Origin of the sequence: Hymenobacter gummosus (assembly GCF_003970915.1) — a bacterium.
GTDB classification, from domain to species: domain Bacteria; phylum Bacteroidota; class Bacteroidia; order Cytophagales; family Hymenobacteraceae; genus Solirubrum; species Solirubrum gummosum.
Genome location: NZ_RXOF01000001.1, coordinates 230,381 through 253,329, shown reverse-complemented (window position 1 = coordinate 253,329; position 22,949 = coordinate 230,381). Strand labels below are relative to the sequence as shown.

Annotated in this window: 18 protein-coding genes; 7 read left to right on the top strand and 11 right to left on the bottom strand. The window is 66.0% G+C overall.

Features of this window, described 5'->3' with window-relative positions; all coding sequences use genetic code 11:
* The first annotated feature begins 254 nt into the window (after nt 1-254).
* The 5 genes from EJV47_RS01175 (at nt 255) to EJV47_RS01155 (ending at nt 5,815) form a co-directional block, all read left to right on the top strand.
* Nucleotides 255-731 (top strand): hypothetical protein, encoded by a 477-nt coding sequence (locus EJV47_RS01175; RefSeq protein WP_126691310.1) that lies wholly within the window; start codon nt 255-257, stop codon nt 729-731.
* Nucleotides 732-913: 182 nt separating this feature from the next.
* Nucleotides 914-1,972 (top strand): sensor histidine kinase, encoded by a 1,059-nt coding sequence (locus EJV47_RS01170; RefSeq protein WP_165903566.1) that lies wholly within the window; start codon nt 914-916, stop codon nt 1,970-1,972.
* Nucleotides 1,950-2,684: a LytR/AlgR family response regulator transcription factor gene (locus tag EJV47_RS01165; protein ID WP_126691308.1), complete on the top strand. Its 735-nt coding sequence runs from the start codon at nt 1,950-1,952 to the stop codon at nt 2,682-2,684. The genes EJV47_RS01170 and EJV47_RS01165 overlap by 23 nt, the downstream gene beginning before the upstream one ends.
* Nucleotides 2,685-2,938: 254 nt before the next feature.
* Nucleotides 2,939-3,223: an acyl carrier protein gene (locus EJV47_RS01160; RefSeq protein ID WP_126691307.1), complete on the top strand. Its 285-nt coding sequence runs from the start codon at nt 2,939-2,941 to the stop codon at nt 3,221-3,223.
* A gap of 138 nt (nt 3,224-3,361) precedes the next feature.
* Nucleotides 3,362-5,815, top strand: coding sequence for a mechanosensitive ion channel domain-containing protein (locus EJV47_RS01155; RefSeq protein WP_126691306.1), 2,454 nt, complete (start codon nt 3,362-3,364; stop codon nt 5,813-5,815).
* Nucleotides 5,816-5,877: 62 nt separating this feature from the next.
* Here the strand turns inward: EJV47_RS01155 and EJV47_RS01150 are convergent, their stop codons facing one another.
* The 8 genes from EJV47_RS01150 to EJV47_RS28335 form a co-directional block, all read right to left on the bottom strand.
* The gene (locus EJV47_RS01150) at nt 5,878-6,336 is read right to left on the bottom strand and encodes a hypothetical protein (RefSeq protein WP_126691305.1); all 459 of its coding nucleotides are present in this window, start codon (nt 6,334-6,336) and stop codon (nt 5,878-5,880) included.
* Between the two features lie 44 nt (nt 6,337-6,380).
* Nucleotides 6,381-6,998, bottom strand: a complete 618-nt coding sequence (locus EJV47_RS01145) for a hypothetical protein (protein ID WP_126691304.1) — start codon at nt 6,996-6,998, stop codon at nt 6,381-6,383.
* A 46-nt stretch (nt 6,999-7,044) separates the two neighbouring features.
* Complete coding sequence (locus EJV47_RS01140) at nt 7,045-8,583, bottom strand: YifB family Mg chelatase-like AAA ATPase (protein WP_126691303.1); 1,539 nt, start codon at nt 8,581-8,583, stop codon at nt 7,045-7,047.
* Nucleotides 8,584-8,880: 297 nt separating this feature from the next.
* Entirely contained in the window at nt 8,881-9,471 is a 591-nt protein-coding gene (gene lpcA, locus EJV47_RS01135; protein ID WP_243650965.1) for a D-sedoheptulose 7-phosphate isomerase, read from the bottom strand.
* 14 nt (nt 9,472-9,485) lie between these two features.
* The gene (locus EJV47_RS01130) at nt 9,486-9,959 is read right to left on the bottom strand and encodes a hypothetical protein (protein WP_126691301.1); all 474 of its coding nucleotides are present in this window, start codon (nt 9,957-9,959) and stop codon (nt 9,486-9,488) included.
* A gap of 280 nt (nt 9,960-10,239) precedes the next feature.
* Entirely contained in the window at nt 10,240-12,096 is a 1,857-nt protein-coding gene (locus tag EJV47_RS01125) for an ABC transporter ATP-binding protein (protein ID WP_126691300.1), read from the bottom strand.
* A 306-nt stretch (nt 12,097-12,402) separates the two neighbouring features.
* The gene (locus tag EJV47_RS01120; RefSeq protein ID WP_126691299.1) at nt 12,403-12,765 is read right to left on the bottom strand and encodes an ADP-ribosylation/crystallin J1; all 363 of its coding nucleotides are present in this window, start codon (nt 12,763-12,765) and stop codon (nt 12,403-12,405) included.
* A gap of 142 nt (nt 12,766-12,907) precedes the next feature.
* Nucleotides 12,908-14,809 (bottom strand): hypothetical protein, encoded by a 1,902-nt coding sequence (locus EJV47_RS28335; protein WP_207895807.1) that lies wholly within the window; start codon nt 14,807-14,809, stop codon nt 12,908-12,910.
* Nucleotides 14,810-15,530: 721 nt separating this feature from the next.
* Between EJV47_RS28335 and EJV47_RS01105 the strand changes: the two genes are divergently transcribed.
* A complete protein-coding gene (locus EJV47_RS01105) occupies nt 15,531-16,295 on the top strand; it encodes an alpha/beta fold hydrolase (protein ID WP_126691296.1) in 765 nt (254 codons plus the stop codon).
* A gap of 257 nt (nt 16,296-16,552) precedes the next feature.
* Here EJV47_RS01105 and EJV47_RS01100 read toward each other — a convergent pair whose 3' ends face one another.
* Nucleotides 16,553-17,620 carry an energy transducer TonB gene (locus EJV47_RS01100; RefSeq protein WP_126691295.1) on the bottom strand — a complete coding sequence of 356 codons (1,068 nt, stop codon included), beginning with the start codon at nt 17,618-17,620 and terminating at the stop codon, nt 16,553-16,555.
* A gap of 204 nt (nt 17,621-17,824) precedes the next feature.
* Nucleotides 17,825-18,820: an aspartate-semialdehyde dehydrogenase gene (locus tag EJV47_RS01095; RefSeq protein WP_126691294.1), complete on the bottom strand. Its 996-nt coding sequence runs from the start codon at nt 18,818-18,820 to the stop codon at nt 17,825-17,827.
* Between the two features lie 184 nt (nt 18,821-19,004).
* Here EJV47_RS01095 and EJV47_RS01090 point away from each other — a divergent pair, with 184 nt between their 5' ends.
* On the top strand, nt 19,005-21,617 hold the full coding sequence (locus EJV47_RS01090) for a lamin tail domain-containing protein (RefSeq protein WP_126691293.1): 2,613 nt from the start codon (nt 19,005-19,007) through the stop codon (nt 21,615-21,617).
* A gap of 223 nt (nt 21,618-21,840) precedes the next feature.
* Here the strand turns inward: EJV47_RS01090 and EJV47_RS01085 are convergent, their stop codons facing one another.
* Complete coding sequence (locus tag EJV47_RS01085; protein WP_126691292.1) at nt 21,841-22,854, bottom strand: LLM class flavin-dependent oxidoreductase; 1,014 nt, start codon at nt 22,852-22,854, stop codon at nt 21,841-21,843.
* Between the last annotated feature and the right edge of the window lie 95 nt (nt 22,855-22,949).

The following is a 22,949-nucleotide window of genomic DNA, read 5'->3' as shown; positions in this document are numbered from 1 at the left end:
TATTGGCTGATTTTCACCGGAATTTTGGGCGGTAAGCAGGGTCAGGCGGGTGGAGCTGCACCGGCGGCGCCCGCCGGCCCCCGCTCGGGGCTGCGGGCCGCTGGGCGGGGCGGAATAGAGGGAATCGGGGCGTTGGTCGAGAAAACGCGTGGGGTAGGCGAAAGGAATTTTGGGCGGCGGGCGCCGGCTTCACCTTTGCCTTCGTCAACGCGGTTCAGCTGCCGCGTCGGCCCCACTCTCAACCCTTTCTGAGCATGCAAAACGCGTGGTTACGCGGCGCCCTGAGCGCCGTTCTGATTAGCGGCCTACTGGCTACGGCCGTGGGCGCCACCCTGGAACAGCCCCAGCAGGAGCCGCCGACCCGGCCCCAGGGCCCGCCACCCGGCCGCGGCCCCGGCGCCAACCCCGAGACGCGCGCCGAGGAGCTGGCCAAGTCGCTCAAGCTGAGTGGCAAGCAGAAAAACGAGGTGACGACCATTCTCAAAAACCAGCACCAGCAGATGGAAGCCCTGCGCAACAGCCAGGGCGGCGACGCGGACCGCGAGAAGGGCATGAGCCAGATGCGTCGCCTCGACAGCGAAACCGACGCCAAGCTGAAAGCCGTGCTGTCGGCCGCGCAGTACAACCAGTACCTGGCGCAGAAGCCCGGCCCCCGCGACGGGAAAGGCGGTAAGGGCGGCAAGCCCCCGAAGGGCGAACGGCCCGCCAAAGCGCCCGAGCAGGCCGAATAATCTTCACCAGCGGGCTGGCCGGGCGCATGGTAAGGGGAAAGCGAGTGCGCCAGGCCGGCCCGACTGATGGGGAAGCGCCGCTTCGCTCGTCGAACCGTTTTTTGTCCCCGCGGACGCGAAGCCGCGTATTGCCCGATATTACCCGAACCGGCGGCGCTGTGGGGCCGCCGGTTTTGCTTGCTATGGCCAGATTCTTCACCCGGCAGCGCCTGCTGCACATTCTCGTCCACCTGGTGTTCTGGGTGTCGCTGCCGTTTCTGCCCTGGGCAATTCTGCAGCAGCAGCCCCCGCACTTCAGCTTCTGGCGCGCCTTCACGCCGGTGCTGCGCATGGCCGTGCTCTTCTACCTGAACTACTGGGTGCTGATTCCGCGGCTGCTGGCCCGGCGCCGGGTGGCGCTGTACGGGCTAGCCGTGCTGGCCCTGATGCTGCTGCTGCACCTGCCCATGAGCCTGCACTGGCTGGGCCTGGGCACGCCGCCCCCGCCGCGGCCGGGCGGCACGCTGGCCGGCCGGCAGCAGTTTCAGGCCGTCATCATCCTGATTACGGTGCTGGTGTGGATGGTCAGCAGCGGGCTGCGCATCACCAGCGAGTGGTTTGAGAACGAGCGGGTGCGCCGGCAGATGCACCACGACAAGCTCACCGCCGAGCTGTCGTTTCTGAAGTCGCAGGTGAGCCCGCATTTTCTGTTCAACACCCTCAACAACATCTACTCCCTGGCCCAGCTGCGCTCCGACGACACGCCCGAGGCCATTCTCAAACTCTCGCAGCTGATGCGCTACATGCTCTACGAGGCCAACGACCCGCGCGTGCCTCTGGAGCAGGAAGTGGAGTACCTGCGCAACTACGTGGACTTGCAGCGCCTGCGCCTGGCCGACGACGTGGCCATCGAGTTCAGCCAGGAGGGCAACCTCGCCGGCAAGCTCATCGAGCCCATGCTGCTGATTCCCTTCGTGGAAAACGCCTTCAAGCACGGCGTGAGCTACCAGCACACCTCCTTCATTCACATCAGCCTGCGCGTGCTCGGCGACGAGCTGCTGTTTCGGGTGCAGAACCGCCGCTTCCCGCAGCTGCCGTCCCTCACCGCCGCCCGCGACTCGGGCATCGGGGTGCAGAACGTGACCCAGCGCCTGCGCCTGCTCTACCCCGACCGGCACCTGCTCCACATCGAGCCGACCGCCGATGAATATATCGTAACCCTAACCCTGGCCCTTCCGCATGCTACGCTGCCTGTTAGTTGACGACGAACCCCTGGCCCTGCGCCTGCTGGCCGGCTACGTCGAGCGAATCCCGTTTCTGGAGCTGGTGGGCACCTGCCGCAGCGCCATCGAGGCCATGCAGGTGCTGCAGCGCGAATCGGTGGACGTATTGTTCCTCGACGTGCAGATGCCCGACCTGACCGGCGTGGACTTCGTGCGCACCATCCGGCCCAACGCGGCCGTGGTTTTCACCACCGCCTACAAGCAGTACGCCGTCGAAGGCTTCGACCTCGATGCGGTGGACTACCTCATCAAGCCCATCCCGTTCGACCGGTTTCTGAAAGCCGCCACCAAGGTGCAGGAGCGCCTGCAGCCGGCCGCGCCGCCGGCTCCGGCAGCCGCGCCAGTGGCTCCGCCCGCCGCGCCGGCCGAGGAGTACATCTTCGTGAAGGCCGACTACCACACCCAGCGCGTGACCCTGCGCGACATCCGCTACCTCGAAGGGCTCAAGGACTACGTGAAGATTCACCTGGGCGCGGCCAAGCCTATGCTCACCCTGAACTCCCTGCGCGCCTTCGAGGAGCGGCTGCCGGCTACGGAGTTCGTGCGCGTGCACCGCTCCTACATCGTGGCCCTGAGCTGGATTGACTCCATCCGCAAAAACCGCATCTACATGGGCGAGGTGGTCATTCCCATCGGCGACGCCTACGCCGAGTCGTTTCACCAGCTCATCGAGCAGCGCAACATGCACTGAGCCGCGCCGGCTCCTGCATAAAAATCCGCGGGGCGTAAAGTATTCGGCCGCGTTGGGCGTCAGCCCGGGTGCCGACGCCGGCCGGAACGGCGGGCTTCAGCCGGTTTTTCGGGGCGTTGGTAGAAAGTTTTTTCGGCCCGTCAGGGGCCAGTCTACTTTCGATAGTGCCCGGCCGATTAGCGGGTACTTCATCCTCCACCGCGCCGGGGTGGCGGCCATTGCCGCCCGTTTGCCGGCCCCAACTACTTCGCGCCATGAACGTGACCCTGCAACACACCGTGCAGCAGCAGCTCCAGGATTTGCTGCCCCAGCTGGCCACCGATGCCTCCCCCGATTTGCAGCTGCAGGACGATTTGGGCCTGGATTCGCTCGATGTGGTGGAGCTGGTCATTCGCCTGGAGCAACACTTCGGCGTCGATTTGCCCGACGCGGAAATCGGCGGCTGGCGTACCCTCGGCGACCTGTACGCCACCGTAGAACGGCACGTGGTGGGCCGCGCCGCCGCGTGGTGGCGCCTCAGCCTGGGCTTCTTCCAGTAGGCCGCCGGGCCGGCTCAGCACCGACGCCGGCCGCCCTCGGCGGCGCCCCGGGCGAAGCGGGCGGCCGGGCGGCCACTTGCCGGCCCGCGGCCGTCGTCCGATATTGCCGGGCTGTTGCCGCCCCCATACCGATGACGAATGCGCCGCGCCCGGCTGCCCAGCGGGCAGCCGGGCGCGGCCGGCCCGCTGATGCACCAGACCTCCCCCCAGACTACCCGCCGCTCCCGGCCGCGCCCCGCGGCCCACGTCCCGACCACCCGCCTGCGCTGGCTGCTTCTGGTGCTGCTGAGCTGCCTGACTACCGGCGTAAAGGCCCAGAATCCACCGTCGGACTCCGCCCGGGCGGCGGCGCAGCAAGCTCCGGCGCCGGCCACCAAGGCCGAGGAGCAGGACGCGGCCCAGCGCGTGGAGCAGGCCTACATCGTGCTCGGCCGCATCAGCGGCGGGGCCCGGCGCGGGGCCGATACCGAGGACCTGACCGAGGAGCTGCCCGAAGTGGAGGCCAACCTCAAGACCATCCGCCAGAACCTCACCCAGTACAGCCGCGTCATCAACCTCAAGCAGGTGCGCATGTTCCAGGTGCTGCTCACCGACATGCAGGCCGAGCTGGGCGCCTGGCGCACCGAGCTGGCCAGCCAGGGGCAGCGCCTGGGCCGCATGCAGGCGCAGCTGGATTCCCTGCGCCAGCACGCCCTGCTGCCGCAATCGGACACGACGACGGCGCTGGGGCGCAGCACGGCCCGCCTGCAGCGCAAAGAGCAGCGCGCCTCCGAGCTGCTGGCCCGCAACCAGGGCCGCGTCACGCAGCTGCAGACGCGCGTATCCGACGCCTACATTCAGGCCCTGGAGCTGCAGGACGAGGTGCGCGAACAGGCCCGGCGCTTCAACCGCCGCAGCTTCGCCCCGGCCATCGAGCCGCTGTGGCGGGCCGCGGCGGTGGCCGACGAGCAGCAGGCCGCGGCCGGGCAGCTGGTGCGCGAGTCCTACGCCAGCCAGCGCCGGCTGATGCGCTACTACTTCGGGCAAAACTGGCACTACGGGGTGTGGATGCTGCTGCTGGGCGCGGCCTTCTTCACCTGGGTGCGGCGCAACTTCCAAGCCGTGCAGCGCGCCGAAACGCCCGTGCCCCTATCGTTCCGCTACCTGCGGTCGGTGCCGGTGGCCGCCACGCTGGTGGTGGTGTTCAGCGTGGCCCCGTTCTTCGACCTGAACCCGCCCGCCGCCTACACCGATTTGCTGGAGCTGCTGCTGGTGGTGTCGTTGAGCGTGCTGTTCGGGCGCAGCTGGCCGCGGCGGCAGTTCTGGTACTGGCTGGGCATCGTGGGGCTGTTCGTGGGCCTGACCTTCGTGTACGCCAACACCGAGCCGGGCGTGGGCACCCGCTGGGCCATGCTGGGGCTGAACCTGGCGGCCGTGGCCGTGGGACTGGGCTTCTGGCGGGAGCTGCGGCGCGGGCCGCGGCTGGCTGCCTTCGTGCCGCCGGTCATCGGCTTGTTCGTGCTGCTGAACCTACTGGCCGCGCTCTGCAACCTCACCGGCCGGCTGAGCCTGGCCAAGGTGCTGAGCAGCAGCGCCATCATCGGCCTGACGCAAATCATTTCCCTTTCGGCCTTCGTGCGCCTGCTCACCGAAGCCTTTCACCTGCAGATGCAGCGCAGCCGTCTGGCCGGGGGCATGGCCGTGCGCTTCAACTTTCCCAAAATCGAGCAGGGCCTGCGCCTGGTGCTGTCGGTGCTGGTGTGCGCACTGTGGCTGATGAACTTCCTCACCAACCTGGGCATCTTCCGGCCCATCTTCCGCTTTTTCGAGGAGCTGCTGACGGCCCCGCACCACTTGGGCAGCATCACCTTCAGCTGGGGCAACGTGGCGCTGTTCTTCCTCATTATCTACCTCTCGCTGCAGCTGCAGCGCTACGTGGGCTACTTTTTCGGCGAGACGGACGACGAGTTTAGCACCGGCCCGGAAGATAGGCGCGGCTCCTGGCTGGTGGCCATCCGGCTGGTGCTGCTGGCCGTGGGCTTCCTGCTGGCCGTCATGGCCTCGGGCCTGCCGCTCGACAAGATTACCATCGTCGTCGGCGCCCTGGGCGTGGGCGTGGGCCTGGGCCTGCAGAATATCATCAACAACCTCGTTTCCGGCATCATCCTCATCTTCGAGCGGCCCTTCCAGGTGGGCGACTACATCGAGGTGACCGGCAAGACCGGCCGTGTGAAGGACATCGGTATTCGCGCCAGCAAGCTGATTTCGCAGTCGGGCTCCGAAATCATCGTGCCCAACGGCGACCTGCTCTCGGGCCACGTCATCAACTGGACGCTGAGCAACAACCACATCCGCACGGAGCTGGGGCTAAAGCTGGCCCCCGGCGCCGACCTGGACCGCGCCAAGCAGCTCATCACCGACGAAATTCTCTCCAACCCCAATACCCTGCACAAAGTGGCGCCCGAAATCCTGCTCAGCGGCGTGACGGGGCAGGTCTACGAGCTGAAGGTGCTGTTCTGGATCAACAACATCCGGCAGGAGCAGGTGCTCAAGAGCGAAATCCTGGCCGGTATCAGCCGCCGCTTCGCCCAGGAAGGCATCAAGCTGAACTAAGGCCGGCCGCGCGGCAATCCATCGGGCTACCAGCTACGCGCCCTGGCGTAGCTGGGGCCGGACTACAGCGGGCGGTACAGAAAGTGCCGGGGCTTGAGGCGGCGACGCACGTAGGGCGGCAGCGGCTCGCCCTGGGTGTAGGCCGCAATCAGCTGCTCGCGCTGCTGCGGCCCGAACCGGCGGCCACGCGCCAGCCCGTAGCCCAGCATCAGCCCGCCGGCCAAGTAGTCCTGGTTGTCGTCGATGCGCTGGCCCGGCGCGGTGCCGGCCGGGCGCAGGGCGGTGGTCAGGGCGGCTTCGGTCAGCGTTGCGCTGCCGGCGGCGGTGTAGCCGCGGGCACCCTTGCTGCGCTGCCCAAACAGGTGGCGGATGGCCCGAATCGTGTCTTCCACCGAGTAGCGCGCCGCCGACAGCGGGGGCAAGGGTGGAGGCGTTGTTGTTTGGCCGACGGCCCCGGTGCTGGCCAGCAGCAGCACGGCCACCGCATTGACGCGAATAGAGCGAAGAAAGAGGGGAAGCATAACGAACCGGAAACTAAGGACGAAGGGATACCGAAGGGCAGAAGCTACCAGCACCAGGCCAGGGCGGCATCGAGGCGGGGTAGCAGGGTGCGCTGGGTCCGGCTGATTTTGAGGGCCAGCCCGGCGCTGCCTTCCGCGTACAGGTGCCCGCCCAGGTTGCGCCGCAGCCCGTATTTCAGCCCCACCGGCGTGGCTAGCGCCAGGTTGGGCACGTCGATGAGCCGGTTCTTGCTCAGCGGCACCTCGCCGAACAGCGCGAAGTAGTTGGCTGCGTTGCGGCGCGTGTTGCGCCCGGCTTGAGTGCGCCGAAACAGGGTGTGGTACAGCCGCAGCTCTCCGAGCAGGTAGGGCGTTAGCGCGCTGGTGCGGTAGTCGCGGCCGAAAAACGGGTCCACCACGTTGATAAACCGCGTGCCGCCAATTGGGAAGGCGGTGGAGTAGAAGGAATAATGCGCCCCCACGCCGTACGTGGCCGTAACGCTGCTGCCCAGGCGCCGCTCCTGGCTGGCGCTCAGCCCCAGGTAGTTGACTGCAACGGCCGTAACGACGCGCTCCACTTCGGCCGATGGTGGGGTGTCGGGGGCGGGCTGACTCTGGGCTTTGCCGGGCGTGCGGACGCCGAACAGCAACCCGCCGAGCAGGCAAAAGCAAGTAAAACGCATCGAGCGTACTCTGAACAGTAGAAATTGGCGGGCGGCAGGAAAACGGCTACCCCGCCCAGCCTTCGCGGTCGAGGGAGCGGTACTGAATAGCTTCGGCCAGGTGCTCGATGCGGATTTCCTCGCTGCCGGCCAAGTCGGCAATGGTACGGGCTACTTTCAGAATCCGGTCGTAAGCGCGGGCCGAGAGGCCCAGCCGCTCCATGGCCGTCTTGAGCAGGGTGCGCCCGGCTGGGTTGATCTGGCAGATGTCCTTTACCATCTGCGAGGGCATCATGGCGTTGGAGTGGATGTCGGGGAAGTCCCGGAACCGCGCGGTCTGCACCTGCCGGGCCCGCTCCACCCGCTCCTGAATGCTGCCGCTGGTTTCGGCCCGGCGCGTCTCGGCCATCTGGTCAAACGACACCGGCGTGACTTCCACGTGCAGGTCAATGCGGTCCAGCAGCGGGCCCGAGACTTTGTTCAGGTACTTCTGCACCACGCCGGGGCCGCACACGCACTCCTTGTCGGGGTGGTTGTAATAGCCACACGGACAAGGGTTCATGCTGGCAATGAGCATGAAGTTGGCCGGGAAATCGATGCTGACTTTGGCCCGCGAAATCGTCACGCGGCGCTCCTCCAGCGGCTGGCGCATCACCTCCAGCACGGTGCGCTTAAACTCCGGCAGCTCGTCGAGAAACAGCACCCCGTTGTGGGCCAGCGAGATTTCGCCGGGCTGCGGATTGCCACCGCCGCCCACCAGGGCGACGTCCGAAATAGTGTGGTGCGGGGCGCGGAAGGGGCGGGTGTTCAGCAAGGAGGCGTTCGAGCCCAGCTTGCCGGCCACCGAGTGAATCTTGGTGGTTTCCAGGGCCTCCAGCATGCTCAGCGGGGGCAGAATGCTGGGTAGGCGCTTGGCCAGCATGGTTTTGCCCGCGCCGGGCGGCCCGATCATGATAACGTTGTGGCCGCCGGCCGCGGCTATTTCCAAGGCCCGCTTGATGTTTTCCTGGCCCTGCACGTCGGCAAAGTCGGCGGCGTACTGGTTGGCCGTGTGCTGAAACAGGTCGCGGGTGTCCACCTGCAGCGGCTGAATCTCGGTGCGGCCCTCCACGAAGTCGATGGCCTCCTGCATGGTGCCCACCGGAATGACGTCGAGGTTGTTGACGATGGCCGCCTCCTGGGCGTTCTGCCGGGGCAGGATAAAGCCCTTGAAGCCTTCCTTGCGGGCCTGAATGGCAATGGGCAGCACGCCCTTGATGGGCCGCAGCTCCCCGTCCAGCGCCAGCTCGCCCATGATGATGTACTCGCCCAGCCGCTCGGTGCTGATTTGCTGCGAGGCGTGCAGGATGCCCAGCGCAATGGGCAAATCGTAGGCCGAGCCCTCCTTGCGGATGTCGGCCGGGGCCATATTCACCACCACCTTGGTGCGCGGCATGTTGTAGCCGCGGCCCCGCATGGCCGCCTCAATGCGCTGCTGGCTTTCCTTGATGGCATTGTCGGGCAGGCCGACCACGTAGAAGTTCATGCCCTGGGATACAACGACTTCAATTGTAATGGTATAGGCATTAACGCCCTGCACGGCCGAGCCGTAGGTCTTGGTAACCATAGAGGTAATGTGCAAGAGTAAGGGACGGCGAAGATAGGAGCTTTAGGGCCAATTCAGCCCGTCATCCTGAGGCGTAGCCGAAGGACCTTCCTCGCCCCCCGCGCCGCCGCTGCCTACGGAGTACTGACGCTGGTCGGCCAGAACGAAAGAGCGCAGCTACCAACGTCAGGACGTCAGCAGCTGCGCTTTTAGTAGTGTTACCATTTTAGCTGATGAGCGTCTGTACGTTGGCATCAGCGGTGGTGAGAGAGGCGAGGAAGGTCCTTCGCTCTGCTCAGGATGACGTTCTTGCTGTCCCTATTCCGCCACCAGCTGCTCGATGAGCATAATCATGATGTGGATGGCCTTAATGTGGATTTCCTGGATGCGGTCGGCGTAGCCGTGGTGCGGGGCCCGGATTTCCACGTCGGCCAGGGGGGCCAGCTGGCCGCCGTCCTTGCCGGTGAGGGCAATGACCGGCATACCGGCAGCCTTGGCGGCTTCGGCGGCGCGCAGGATGTTGGGCGAGTTGCCGCTGGTGCTGATGGCCAGCAGCACGTCGCCGGGGCGGCCCAGGGCCTGCACGAAGCGGCTGAACACGAACTCGAAGCCGTAGTCGTTGGCCACGCAGGTCATGTGCGAGGCTTCGGTGAGGGCAATGGCGGCCAGAGCGGGCCGGTCGTTGCGGTAGCGGCCACTCAGCTCCTCGGCAAAGTGCTGGGCGTCGCAGAGGGAGCCGCCGTTGCCGCAGGTCAGCACTTTGCCGCCCTGCTTGAGGCTATCGGCTACCAGGCGGGCGGCCTGCTCGATGGATTGGATGTGCCGGGGCTCGGAAAGAAACCGCTCCAGCACGGTGCGGGCTTCGGTCAGCTCGGCCCGGATGAGGTCGGAAAGGGTGTTGTCTGCCACGCGGCAAAGGTACATCAGCGGCGGTCAGCGGGGCCGGTGGGCGGCAGCGTGGTGGGCGGCTCGGCGCTGGGCGGCAGGTCGGCCGCCGAGGGTGGGGGCACGGCCGTCGACATGGGCGGGGCCATGCTGCCGCGCGGGATGCTGTGCGGCGCCGGCTCGGGGCGGGGCACGGTGGTGCCACCGGGGCGGGCGCCGGGCTCGGGGCGCTCCAGCTGGTGGTCGTAGAGCTTGGCCTTCAGTTCGTTTACTTTCAGCTCGTGGCGGGTCACGTCGCGGCGCAGGGCCACGTTGTAGGCGTTTTCGGTGAGCAGCATCAGCAGCAGCAGCGCGGCCCCGATCAGGGTCATCACGTACCAGAATTCAGCCGGGTTGTTGTTGCCGGTCAGGGTCATCATGGCGTCGCGGGCGCCGCCGGTGACGGCAAAGAGCAAAGCCAGCAGCAGATACACCATCACGGCGACGGTGACAATTCGACGAAGGGCGAGCATGGGCAGGAGGGAGTTTGGCGTGGAACGCCGCAAACCTAACCGTCGGCGGCGATATATGCCCGTTTACGGATGTTGAAGCCCGAACGGCTGGACGGCGGCTGGCGCCGGTTTGGCGAGCAACGCGAGTGTAACCGGTGCCTACCATAAAGCAGGTTTTCAACCTGCGTCGAACGTTGATAAAGCCGGCCGGAACAGTCGTTCGGGCGCCGGACGCAGGCTGAAAGCCTGCCTTATGTTGGGCACCGGTTACGCCGTCTTCGACGGCTAAACCGGCGCCAGCTTACGCCAGGGCCGGGTTGTTCTGCATACGGCTCAGGCGGGCGTACAGGCCGTCGGGGCGCAGCAGCAGCTCCTCGTGGGTGCCGCGCTCCACGATGCGCCCGTGCTGCAAAACCACGATTTCGTCGGCGTGCTGCACGGTGCTCAGGCGGTGGGCAATAACCAGGGAAGTGCGGTTGGCCATCAGGCGCGTCAGGGCTTCCTGCACCAGCTTTTCGCTCTCGGTGTCGAGGGCCGAGGTGGCCTCGTCGAGGATGAGGATGGGCGGGTTGCGCAGGATGGCGCGGGCAATGCTCAGGCGCTGCCGCTGCCCGCCCGACAGCCGCGCGCCCCGGTCGCCAATCATCGTCTGGTAGCCCTCGGGCGAGGCCATGATGAAGTCGTGGGCGTTGGCAATTTGGGCCGCTTCGATAACCTCCTGCTCGGTGGCGTCCTGCTTGTTGAAGCGGATGTTATTGAAAATCGTGTCGTTGAACAGGATGCTTTCCTGCGTGACGATGCCCATCTGCTCGCGCAGAGAATGGATGGTACAGTCGCGCAGGTCGTGGCCGTCGATGCGGATGCGGCCCTCGGTCACGTCGTAGAAGCGCGGCACCAGGTCGGCCAGGGTGCTCTTGCCGCCGCCCGAGGGGCCCACCAGCGCCACCGTTTTGCCCTTGGGCACGGTGAGGTTGATGCCGTCGAGCACCGGGCGGGCATCGTCGCCGCCGTAGCTGAAGCCCACGTTCTCGAACTCAATGGCCTGCTGAAACCCGGGCAGCGTCAGGGCGCCGGGCTTGTCCTGAATGCGCGGCTCGGTGTCGATAACCGCCAGGGCCCGCTCGCCGGCCACCAGCCCGCGCTGAATGTTGCTGAACGCCGACGACAAGGCCTTGGCCGGCACCAGCACCTGCGAAAACAGCACGATGTAGGTAATGAAGTTGGCCGCCGTCAGGTCCGACTGCCCGCCGAGCACCAGCGAGCCGCCGAAGTAGAGCAGGGCCGCCACCACCGATACGCCCGCAAACTCGGAGAAGGGCGAGGCCAGGTCGCGGGTGTTGTCGATGCCGCGCTGGGTGCGGGCGTAGGCCTCGTTCTGCTGGTAAAACTTGTCGGTAATGTGGGCCTCGGCGTTGAAGGCCTTGATGACGCGCACCCCGCCCAGCGTCTCGTCAATGACCGACAGCATGGTGCCCAGGGTGCTCTGGCTCTGGCGGGCCTGGTTGCGCAGGCGCTTGGAAATACCCGCAATCAGTCCGCCCGAAATGGGCAGCAGCAGCAGAGTAAACAGCGTGAGCTTCACCGACATGAAAAACAGCACCGCAAAGAAGCTGATGATGCTCAGCGGCTCGCGCACCACGGCCGTCAGGGAGTTGACCACCGACGTTTCCACTTCCTGCACGTCGTTGGTGAAGCGCGACATCAAGTCGCCCTTCTGCGCGGCGGTGAAGTAGCTCAGCTCCAGCTGCATCACGCGCTGGTACAGGGCCGCCCGCAGGTTGCGAATCACCCGGGCGCGCACCTTGGCCAGCAGGCGCAGGCTCAGGTAGCGAAACAGGTTGCTGAAAAACACCGACCCGATCAGCAGCGTGCACACCCAGGCCAGGGCGCTCAGCCGCCCCTGCGTCTCGATGACGTTGCGGAAGTAGTAGTTGAACGTGTTGGTGATAAACGACAGCGAGAGGCTGAACTCGGGCAGCGCGCGGGGCGCTTCGGCCAGCATCTTGCCGGTGGTGTCGAACAGGATGTTGAGCAGCGGAATCAGCATGCCGAAGTTGGCAATGCCGAAAAAGATGCCCAGCACCGTGTAAATCAGGTACAGCGGCAGAAAATCGGCGTAGGGCCGGGCAAACTGCAGAATGCGGAGGTAAGTCTTCATCGAAGAGGCAAAGGTACGCCCCGGCGGGGCTACGCCTGCTGACGCCCGAGCCAGCCGAATACCTTAAGCGGGTCGGGTAGCTGTCATTGCGAGCAAAGCGAAGCAATCCTTCCTCTAGCAGCAGAAACGTTACAACTGGCAGAAACCGAAAAGCCTACTCACCGAAACCGGCCCCGCCCAAAACCAGCAGACGCAAGGTTTCGGATGGAGCCGGTTTCAGTGAGTAGGAATTGAGCCGGCAGTGCTGCTAGAGGAAGGCTTGTTTCGTCGTTCCTCCTCGCAATGACTGCCGGTGTTGCCGCTTGCTTACTCCTCCCGCCGGAAGGTCTGCGTTACTTCAATCAGCCCAACGATGTGTTGGTTGAACTCGGCCAGCTCCTCGGCGGGCACCCACAGCTCGTCGTGCTCGGGGCCGCCCACGTTCTGCACCGGGAAGCGGGCGGCGTAGTCGGCCACCACGGCGAAGCGCAGCACGTAGCCCACGCCGTAGTAGGGCACGTTCCAGTCGCGGGCTATCTGGGCGGCGTAGGCCTCATTGGTGACGGGGTAGAAAATCGGCTGCTCCGGCAGCCGCGGCGGAAACGCCCGCCACCCGCTCTGCGCAATCAAATCCAGCTCCGCCTGATTCACGGGCCGGTACAAAGTGATGGTGTCGGTGGGCGCATTCATGGCTGGATGTGGTAGATAAGGCGGCTTAAAAGTAGTGGTGCCACGACTCCAAGTCGTGGCACCACCTGTTCAATCGTCCACAACCGAAGGTCAGCGAAGCTAAAATCCGTGCAATCCGAAAAAATCCGCAAGAATCCGTGATTTAGAATTCGTGCAGGCGCTGGGCGGCGTTCCAGCGCAGGCCCACCGAGGGGTACACGTTGGTGGTGCGCACGGCCGCGGCCAACTCGCTGCGCACAATCAGCTTGGCGTCGAGCCAGAGGTTGTGCCGGGCCATCCAGGTGGCGGTGAAGTCGCCGAAGAGCTGCTCGGTGCGCAGGCCCTGGCCCACGCGGTTGCCGTATTCCTGCACGCGGGTTTCGTAGGAGCGCAGCACGTTGCCGCCGTAGTTGAGCAGCGGCCCCCCGGCCGCCGGAGCCACGTCCTGCCCGTACACCGTGTAGAAGCCCTTGCCCACCAGCGTCAGGCGGGGCAGGGGCTGGTAGCTGAGCTGCCCGAACAGCTCCCGCAGGTTGGCCCCGTTGGGGTGGGCCAACGGCTGCCCGTAATGCTCGTAGGCCCGGTACAGGTCCTCGTGCTGGTAGGTGTAGGGCCGGATGTAGTTGTATTCCAGCTGCAAATCCAGGTTCGGGAGGCCGAATACGTCGATGTACTTGCCGCCCAGCTGAAAGGCCTGCTTGTTGGCCCACCAGCCGTTGCCGGCGCGCACCTCGCTCACCTTCAGCTCGTCGAGCACCACCTGCCCGTAGAGCTGGAAGCGGCGCTTGATGTTCCAGCGGAAATCGGCGCCGAGCAGGGCGTTGTCGTTCGAGCCGATGGCCTGCTCCACGGCGCGGTAGAAGATGAGCGGGTTCAGGTACTGCAGCTCGAAGCCCTCCTTGCCGCGCCCGAACATGGTCGACTCGAACACGCCCACGTTCAGCCCCGGCGTGATGTCGTAGCTCAGGTGGTGCAGGGCCAGGTACTTCTTCTGAAACAGCGTGTCCACGTTCAGGCGCTCGGCCGTCATTTCGGCGAAGATGTTCTGGTAGTTCAGCTTCCAGACGCGCGTGTTCAGCTTCAGAAAGAAGTACGGCGCCGCGAAGTCCGACAAGATCAGGGAGCGGTAGCCGTTGCCGATGACGTTCCGGTCGTGGCCCAGCTGCACGTTGATGTGCCGGGTGGCCGCGTAGGTCACGTAGCCCCGGGCCGTGAGGAAGTCGAACTGGTTCTGCTGGTTCTTGAAGAATTTCCAGTAGCCCTCGTGCGGCACGGCGTTGTCGCGGCCCACGCGCTGGGTCACGTAGCCCGGCGGGCGCATTTGCGTGTCCGTCACGTAGGCAAAGAAGCCCAGCCGCCGGTCGACGGTGCCTTCAATCTGCGCCCCGCGGGTGTTCAGGAACAGAAAGCCATCGGAGCCGCCGCCCGCCTGCAGGTTCAGCACCGGGTTCACCCGCAGCGTGAAGTCCTTGGTGTTGACGCTGTAGAAGTCGCTGGGCGTGCGGTAAAAGTATTTGAGAATGGGCCTTTTGCTGATGTTATCGAAAGGCAGCCCTCCCGATAGGCTCGACCAGTTGTCTTGCAATAAATAGTTGATGTTGAACTGGTCAGCCTTGCCTAAGGGCGACTCTGTTCTGACGGCCGTACCAGACTGCGCTCCTGCGTTGGAGAGGCCCGTTAATTGAGTGGTAGAGCCATAAATCCGCGCCGCCAGCCGCGCCACCGCCGCCCGGTTGTACGGCCGCGTCGAGGTGTGAATGTCGCCCAGGGAGTCCGGCCCGTACTTGATAGCGTAGCGGTCAATCAGCCGGTACACGTCCGGATCGAGCGGCACGTACACCGGGGCCTGCAGCGGCGCTTTCGGGTCCGTCACGTCGATGCGGGCGGGGGCGGGCGCCGCGGGCTGCACCACCGGGGGCGTGGCCACCACCGGCGCCGGGGCCGCTACGGGCGCGGGCGTCGCCGCGGGTACGCGCGTGGTATCGGTTACCGTCTGGGCCAGCAGGGGAGAAGCACCAGTCACGAGCAGCAGGCCGCAGCCCAGCCGGGGAAAAAGTCGATTCATAGAGAGCAGATAAGCGGCCTGCATACGCAAGTAGCCCGAGCGAAGCTACACTTCCCGCCCGAAACGTCTGGCCGCTACCGCCTGGCATGCCGCCTCGCTAATAATTTACGACACGCTACCCGGCCCTTTCGACAAGCTACTCTGCCCTTACGAAATTCTACTCAGTGCTTCCGACACGTCACTCAACCCTTCCAACACGGTTTCCGGCGCTTCCGACACGCTACTCGGTCCTTACGCAACATTTCTCTGGCCTTCCGACACGGTTTCCGGCGCTTCCGATAGCCTTCCAACAATCTTCGCTGGCTTCCCGGAGCCTTCACCAAGCTACCGACCGTCTTCGCCAGCTTCCCGGCATCTTCGCCAGGTTACCGACTCTCTTCGCCAGCTTCCCGGAACCTGCGCTGCGCTACCAACCATCTTCGCTGCCGTTCCGACCATCTACGCCAGCTCACTCACTACAACCGCAAGGCTTCCCCGCATCTACGCCAGCTCACCCACCAATCGCCGCACTCGCTCGGCTATTGCCGAGTGAGCCCTACGTAGCTCGGCTGTGCCGAGCACCCACCCGCGCCTTCCGCCCGATACCGCCCCGCAGCCGGATTCATGGCCCTAGGTCTAGCCCCCGCGCACCGCCATCGTGCGAGGCCAGCCCCCAACCCCGCCGCAGACCCGGCCAACTCCCGTAGCTTTGCCTTCCCCGCACCCTTCACGCCCCGCTGCCATGAGCACCGCCCAACCGACCATCGTGCTGCTGCACGGTTTTGCCGAAAGCCGCGAAGTCTGGACCGCCTTCACCCGCGACTTCCCCGATGACTACCGCCTCGTCACGCCCAACCTGCTCGGCTTCGGCACCAACGTGCACGACATCCGCGACTACTCGATGGAAGCCCAGGCCCGCTACCTGGCCGAGTACCTGCGCCAGCGCGGCGTCGAGCGGGCCGTGTTCGTGTGCCACAGCATGGGCGGCTACGTGGCCCTGGCCTTTGCCGAGCGCTACCCCAGCATGGTGGCCGGCCTGAGCCTGTTCCACAGCACCGCCCTGCCCGACACCGAGGAGCGCAAAGCCAACCGCGACAAAAACATCGACTTCATTCAGCGCCACGGCGTGGAGAAGTTCATGGACTCCTTCGTGCGCCCCTTGTTTGCTCCCGACAACCGCGAAAAGCTGGTCGATGAGCGCTGCTTCCTCGAAGAAATCGGCAAGGCCACGCCCGAGGCCAGCATCATCGGCGCCCTCAAGGCCATGAAGCAGCGCCCCGACCGCACCGCCGTGCTGCGCAAGGCCGACTACCCCGTGCAGTTCATCATCGGCAAGGACGACGTGGCCGTCACCGTCGACAGCCTGCTGCCGCAGATCAGCCTGCCCGCTGAAAGCCACGTGCTCATCCTCGACGGCGTGGGCCACGTGGGCTTCTTCGAGCAGCCCGCCGTGACGCGCCGCGCCGTGCTCGACTTCGCCGGCCGCGTGTTCAACTCGGAAGAGTAAGCCGCCCGAGCCGCGGGACGTGCTATAGCCCCTAAAGTTGGTTGGACAGCCAGCCTGCTGCCGTATCCCAGCCGCGTAGCGGCGCCACGTCAATAGCATCCGTCTGCAGGAAATGAACCCGAGCTCCGCAGGAGCGGCACCCTGACCGCGCGGGCAAGGTGCCGCTCCTGCGGAGCTCGAAACGTTCTTGCCTGCCAATTTCTATTGACGTGGCGCCGCTACGCGGCTGGTTTGCCTGGGCTCAATACCACTACCCGCTACTGGCCGGCGGGGCCGAAGTCCACGGGGATGGTAAACGCCACGGGCACCGGGCGGCCCTGGTACTGGGCGGGCTTCCACGTGCGCAGCGTCTGCACCGCCCGCAGGATGCCGGCGTCCAGGTCAGGGCCCAGGCTCTTGAGCAGCTTCGGCTCCTGCACCTGCCCGGTCGCGTCGACCACGAACTGCACGAACACCCGGCCTTCGGCTTTGATGTGGGCTTTGCGCAGGGCCGTGCGCAAGTCGCGCCGCATGGCATCCATGCCGCCCGGGTATTCCGCCGGCACGTCGTGGGGGTACTTGGGTGCGGCCGGCAGCTCAAAGGTCAGCGGCAGCGTGTACGACACGTTCACCGGCTGGCCCTCCTGCCGCCCGGGCGTCCAGGCCGGCAGCTGGCTGATTACGCGCAGGGCCTCGGCATCGAGCAGCGGGTGCACACCTTTGGTCACCTTGGCGTCCTGAATGCGGCCCTGGCTGTCCACCACGAAGTTCACGAACACCTTGCCCTCTAGGCGCTGCTGCACCGCCTCGTCCGGATACCGAATCGTCTGGCCCAGGTACTGAATCAGCCCCTGGATGCCGCCGGGCGGCTGGGGCATCTGCTCCGCGTAGGTATACACCCGGTCGGCCGTGGACGGGGCGCCGGCCGCTACGGGCGCCGCGTTATCGGGCAGGGTGAAGGCCACCGGCAGGGTGTAGTACACGCTCACCGTCTGCCCGTTTTGCTTGCCGGGCGTCCAGTCGGCCAGCTCCCGGATGAGGCGCAGGGCTTCTTCGTCGCAGCCCGCGCCCAGGCCTTTGAGCACGGTGGGCTGCTGCACCTTGCCGGCCGCATCCACCACGAACTTCACGAACACCTTGCCCTGCACGCCCAGCCGCTGGGCCTCGGCCGAGTAACGCAGGTGGTTCTGAATGTGCTGCAGGGCAATGGCCAGCCCGCCCGCCGGCACCGGCATCTGCTCCACGTAGGTATAAATCGGCTCGGCCCGGGCCGGCGCGGGCGTCGTCTGGGCGGCCAGGGGCAGGCTGAGCAGCAGCGCGCCGCCGAGAAGCAGGGGTAAACGCATCGAAATAGCGGCGTAGGAATGAAAGATTAAATGGAGTAAGCCAAAGCTAGGGCTAGTTCCCCTCCTCAGATGAGGAGGGGCTAGGGGTGGTTGAAAAACTAGAGTTAGAAATACTAGCGCTAGATGATGTTCTAAAGCAGGGCCAACCGCCCCTAGCCCCTCCTCAGCTGAGGAGGGGAACTAGCTCTAGCTTCTAGCCTCAGCTTACTTAATCCAGCCCTGCCCGAGCAGGTACTCGGCAATCTGCACGGCGTTGGTGGCGGCGCCCTTGCGCAGGTTGTCGGCTACTACCCACATGTTCAGGGTGTTGGGCTGCGACTCGTCGCGGCGCAGGCGGCCCACCAGCACGGCGTCCTTGCCGTGGGCGTCCTTGGGCATGGGGTAGCGGTTGTTGGCCGGGTCGTCGACCACCTCCACGCCGGGCGTCTCGCTCAGCAGGCGGCGCACTTCCGCCAGGTCGAAGTCCCGGGCGAATTCCACGTTTACCGACTCGGAGTGGCCGCCCATTACCGGGATGCGCACCGTGGTGGCCGTCACGCGGATGCTCTCGTCGCCCATAATCTTCTTCGTCTCCTTCACCATCTTCATCTCCTCCTTGGTGTAGCCGTTGTCCTCGAACACGTCGATGTGGGGCAGCACGTTCAGGTCGATGCGGTGGGGGTAGGCGGGATTGGTGGGCTCCTGGCCGGCGCGCTCCTGCATAAGCTGGTCGACGGCCTTTTTGCCGGTGCCCGTCACGCTCTGGTAGGTGCTGACCACCACGCGCTCCACCTTGTAGGCTTCGTGCAGGCGGCTCAGGGCCACCACCATCTGAATGGTGGAGCAGTTGGGGTTGGCAATGATTTTATCCTCGGGCGTGAGGGCGGCGGCGTTGACTTCGGGTACCACCAGCTTCTTGGCCGGGTCCATGCGCCAGGCCGAGGAGTTGTCGATAACCACCGTGCCCGCTTCGGCGAAGCGCGGGGCCTGCTCCTTCGACACCGAGCCGCCGGCCGAGAAAATGGCCACGGCCGGGCGGGCTTCGATGGCCGCATCCATGCTCACCACGGGGTACTGTTTGCCCTTGAAAGTAATCAGCTGGCCCACCGATTTTTCGGAGGCCACGGGCAGCAATTCGGTTACGGGGAAGTCGCGCTCCTCGAGCACTTTCAGCATTTCGCCACCCACCAGGCCGGTGGCGCCAACGACGGCTACTTTCATCTTCTGTATCAGGGCTATACCGCATCCGGACGGAGCGGCCCGCAAAAATCGGGAAAAACGCGCGGAATTGCAGGCAATGGCTTAGCTTGCGTATCGGTTCAACAGGCTCCGACCGGGATTCAATTGGATTCCGGCGGAATCAGCTGCCCCAAAACCGCTTCTCCGGGACTACTCTGCCTTGCCTATGCTCACACGCGTACTCTGCGCGCTGGGTCTGACGCTGCTCGCGGCCCTGCCGGCCGCCGCCCAGCTCACCGACAACTTCTCCGACGGCGACTTTACCGCCAACCCCGCCTGGACCGGCGACGCCACCTCCTTCCAGGTGACGGCCCAGCAGCTGCAAAGCAACGGCCCGGCCGTGACGGGCACCCAGCTGCAGCTGGTGACGCCGGTGCAGGCCGTGACGGGCACCGTGTGGGAGTTCTGGGCCAACCTGCGCCTGGCTACCTCGGGCGGCAACCTGGCCGACGTGTGGCTGATTTCGGAGCAGGCCGACCTGAAGGCCAGCGGCAACCGCGGCTACTTCGTGCGCCTGGGCGGCACCCCCGACGAGGTGGCCCTGTTCCGCAAGGACGCCACCGGCTCGGGCACCTACGTCATCAACGGCGCCGACCTCACGCTGTCCTCCAGCACCAACAACCTGGTGCGGGTGCGGGTGACGCGCAGCACCGCCGGCGCGTGGAACCTGGAGCGCGACCTGACCGGCGGCACCACCTACGTGAGCGAGGGCACTGCCACCGACAACACTTACCAGCGCAGCCAGTATGTGGGCGTGCTGCTGACGTATTCTTCGGCCAATAACCGCAGCTTCTACTTCGATGACTTCCGCGTTTCGGATACCAACGCCCCGCTGCTGAGCAGTGCCACTCCGCAGAGCGGCACCCAGCTCGACGTGCTCTTCAACGAGCCCGTGGCGGCCAATACGCCCGCCTCGGCCTTCCGGCTGGCCAGCGGGGCCACGGCCACCAGCGCCGTGCGCGACGCCAACGACCCCGGGCTGGTGCACCTGACTTTCGCCGGCACCTTCCCGCTGGGCCAGAGCACCCTGGAAGCCCGCAACGTGGTGGACCTCTTCGGCAACGTGGCCAGCGGCCCGCTCACGGCCACGTTCAGCTACAGCGGCACGCCCATTCAGCCCGGCCCGAACCAGCTGCTCATCACCGAAATCCTGGCCGACGAAACCCCGCAGGTGGGGCTGCCGGCCTCGGAGTTTATCGAAATCTATAACCCCTCGGCCACCAACCCGCTGGACCTGGCCGGAGTGCGGCTGACCAAGGCCGGGGCCAGCTCCGCGGCGGTGTTTGCGGCCGGGGCCACGCTGCTTCCAGGTGAGTACGCGGTGGTGTGCGCCAGCACCCGCACGGCGCAGTTTGCCGCCTTCGGCAAGGTGTTCGGCCTGACCAACTTCCCCTCCCTGACCAACGCCGGGGACCAGCTGCTGCTGCGTGGCCGCGACGGGCGCCTGATTTTCGAAGTGAACTACGCCGATACCTGGTACCGCGACAACAGCAAAAAGGACGGGGGCTGGACGCTGGAAATGGTGGATACCGGCAACCCCTGCGGCGGCATGGACAACTGGCTGGCCAGCACCGATGCCAGCGGCGGCACGCCCGGCCGGCAGAACTCGGTGCGGGCCTCGAACCCCGACCGCACCGCGCCGGCGCTGCTGCGGGCCGTGGCCGCCACGCCCACGCTTGTCCGTCTGCAGTTCGCCGAAAAGCTCGACAGCGCCCAGGCCGCCAACCCCGCCCTGTACAGCCTGGGCAGCGGCGGCCCGGCCGTGCAGCGCGCCTCGCCCGTGCCCTTCGACTTCCGCTCGGTGGAGCTGACGCTGGCCGCCCCGCTGACGGTGAATCAGCCCTACACCGTGACGGTGCAGCGCGCCACCGACTGCGTGGGCAACGCCGCCGGCCCGGCCACCTCGGGCACGCTGGCCCTGCCCTCAGTAGCCGCCCGCGGCGACGTGGTTATCAACGAAATCCTGTTCAACCCCCGCACCGAGGCCGTCGACTTCGTGGAGCTGCTCAACCGCTCCGACAAGTACATCGACCTGCAGGGCTGGACCATCACCCGCGTGCGGCCCGACAGCACCCTCGACTCCCGGGTTATCATTACCGACGCCTACGTGCTGGCCCCCGGGCAGCTGGCCGTGCTGACTTCCCGCCCCGACGTGGTGCAGGCCCAGTATCCGAGCAGCAATGACCCGGCCGCCTTCCTGCCCGCCCTAACCCTGCCCACCTTCCCCGACGACGCGGGCAGCGTGGTCATCAGCAACGCCCAGGGCCTGCGCATCGACCGGTTCGACTACTCGGAGGACATGCACCTGGCCCTGCTCGACACCCGGGACGGCGTCTCTCTGGAGCGCCTGCGCCCCGACGGGCCCAGCCGCGGCGCTAACTTCCACTCGGCGGCCGGCAGCGTGGGCTACGCCACGCCGGGGCGGCGCAACTCGCAGTTCCTGGCCGAGTCGGCCAACAGCCAGCAGTTTGCGGTGGAGCCCGAAGTATTCACTCCCGACGACGACGGGCAGCAGGACTACACGACGCTGCGCTACAACCTCGACGCGGCCGGCTACGCCGCCAGCGTGACGGTGTACGACGCCCAGGGCCGCCTCACCCGCCGCCTGGTGCGCAACGAGACGCTGCCCACCACGGGCTTTTTCCAGTGGGATGGCCTCACCGACAGCAGCCGCAAAGCGCCGATTGGCTACTACGTGATGCTCATCGAGCTGTACAAGCCCGGCGGCGGGAGCAAAAAGGAGTACAAGAAGACGGTGGTGGTAGGAGCGAGGCTCTGATTAGAACGGCAACAAACAGAACGTCATCCTGAGGCGTAGCCGAAGGACCTTCCTCGCACCCCGCACAAACGGAAAAGCGCAGCCACCAACGCCCAATCGTCCGGGTCTTGGTGGCTGCGCTTCTTTTTTACCGCCTTTGCGGAACGCCTGCACTTCGTAGGCAGCGGCGGTACAGGGCAGGAGGAAGGTCCTTCGCGTTGCTCAGGATGACGTTCTTTCCCTCCTAACCTACTGGCTCCCGCAGCGCGTTGTGGAGCAACTCGTAGGAGCGGAGCCGGGCCGCGTGGTCGTAGATGTGGGAGACGACCAGCAGCTCATCCACCTGGGTGGCCTGCACGAACTGTTCTACCTGCTTGCGCACCTTGGCCGCGCTGCCGATAAAGGCGTAGGCCATCATCATGCGCACCGACTCCTCTTCCAGGTCGCTCCACAGGCCCTCCATGCTGGCCACGGGCGGCTGCAGAGGCTTGGAGGTACCGCGCACGATGTTGGTGGCCAGCTGGAAAAACGAGGTGGCCAGCCGCTCGGCTTCCTCGTTGGTGTCGGCGGCAATGACGTTGACGCAGGCGGCGGCGTAGGGCTGCTGCAGGTACTCGGACGGGCGGAAATTCTCACGGTACAGGTGCAGCGCCGCCTGCAGCTGGGCCGGGGCGAAGTGGCTGGCAAAGGCGAAGGGCAAACCCAGGTAAGCCGCCAGCTGGGCGCTGAAGGTGCTGGAGCCCAGCAGCCAGACCGGAATATCGAGTCCTTCGCCGGGAATAGCCCGCACCCGGCTGCCGCGGTTTTCGGCCGAGAGGTAGGTCAGCAGCTCCTGCACGTTCTGCGGGAAGTCGTTGACGGAGCCCTGCAAATCCCGGCGCAGGGCGTGGGCGGTCAGCTGGTCGGTGCCGGGGGCGCGGCCCAGGCCCAGGTCGATGCGGCCGGGGTAGAGCGAGGCCAGCGTGCCGAACTGCTCGGCCACGATGAGCGGGGCGTGGTTGGGCAGCATGATGCCGCCCGAGCCCACGCGGATGGTGGAGGTGCCGCCGGCAATGTGGCCGATGAGCACGGACGTGGCCGAGGAGGCAATGCTGGCCATGTTGTGGTGCTCGGCCAGCCAGAAGCGGCGGTAGCCCCACTGCTCCACGTGCCGGGCCAGGTCGAGGCTGCGGCGGAAAGTATCGGCGGGCGTGCCGCCCTCCAGGATGGGAGCCAGCTCCAGCACGGACAGGGGGAGTTGATCTATGGTCGTTGACATCGGATTCGGAAAGTAGCTGCGAAAACAGCCGGCGGGGCGGGTTGTTTGCCACGGTCGGGCTTGGAGGCTGCCGGGCCGGAGCCGTCAGGGCGTCG

What these genes read in the sequence shown, in the direction of transcription:
- EJV47_RS01085 (WP_126691292.1), bottom strand. Translation starts at nt 22,854, where the DNA reads ATGTCAACGACCATAGATCAACTCCCCCTGTCCGTGCTGGAGCTGGCT.
- EJV47_RS28335 (WP_207895807.1), bottom strand. Translation starts at nt 14,809, where the DNA reads ATGAATCGACTTTTTCCCCGGCTGGGCTGCGGCCTGCTGCTCGTGACT.
- EJV47_RS01145 (WP_126691304.1), bottom strand. Translation starts at nt 6,998, where the DNA reads ATGCGTTTTACTTGCTTTTGCCTGCTCGGCGGGTTGCTGTTCGGCGTC.
- EJV47_RS01105 (WP_126691296.1), top strand. Translation starts at nt 15,531, where the DNA reads ATGAGCACCGCCCAACCGACCATCGTGCTGCTGCACGGTTTTGCCGAA.
- EJV47_RS01170 (WP_165903566.1), top strand. Translation starts at nt 914, where the DNA reads ATGGCCAGATTCTTCACCCGGCAGCGCCTGCTGCACATTCTCGTCCAC.
- EJV47_RS01120 (WP_126691299.1), bottom strand. Translation starts at nt 12,765, where the DNA reads ATGAATGCGCCCACCGACACCATCACTTTGTACCGGCCCGTGAATCAG.
- EJV47_RS01095 (WP_126691294.1), bottom strand. Translation starts at nt 18,820, where the DNA reads ATGAAAGTAGCCGTCGTTGGCGCCACCGGCCTGGTGGGTGGCGAAATG.
- EJV47_RS01160 (WP_126691307.1), top strand. Translation starts at nt 2,939, where the DNA reads ATGAACGTGACCCTGCAACACACCGTGCAGCAGCAGCTCCAGGATTTG.
- EJV47_RS01165 (WP_126691308.1), top strand. Translation starts at nt 1,950, where the DNA reads ATGCTACGCTGCCTGTTAGTTGACGACGAACCCCTGGCCCTGCGCCTG.
- EJV47_RS01090 (WP_126691293.1), top strand. Translation starts at nt 19,005, where the DNA reads ATGCTCACACGCGTACTCTGCGCGCTGGGTCTGACGCTGCTCGCGGCC.
- EJV47_RS01175 (WP_126691310.1), top strand. Translation starts at nt 255, where the DNA reads ATGCAAAACGCGTGGTTACGCGGCGCCCTGAGCGCCGTTCTGATTAGC.
- EJV47_RS01100 (WP_126691295.1), bottom strand. Translation starts at nt 17,620, where the DNA reads ATGCGTTTACCCCTGCTTCTCGGCGGCGCGCTGCTGCTCAGCCTGCCC.
- EJV47_RS01155 (WP_126691306.1), top strand. Translation starts at nt 3,362, where the DNA reads ATGCGCCGCGCCCGGCTGCCCAGCGGGCAGCCGGGCGCGGCCGGCCCG.
- EJV47_RS01150 (WP_126691305.1), bottom strand. Translation starts at nt 6,336, where the DNA reads ATGCTTCCCCTCTTTCTTCGCTCTATTCGCGTCAATGCGGTGGCCGTG.
- EJV47_RS01140 (WP_126691303.1), bottom strand. Translation starts at nt 8,583, where the DNA reads ATGGTTACCAAGACCTACGGCTCGGCCGTGCAGGGCGTTAATGCCTAT.
- EJV47_RS01130 (WP_126691301.1), bottom strand. Translation starts at nt 9,959, where the DNA reads ATGCTCGCCCTTCGTCGAATTGTCACCGTCGCCGTGATGGTGTATCTG.
- EJV47_RS01125 (WP_126691300.1), bottom strand. Translation starts at nt 12,096, where the DNA reads ATGAAGACTTACCTCCGCATTCTGCAGTTTGCCCGGCCCTACGCCGAT.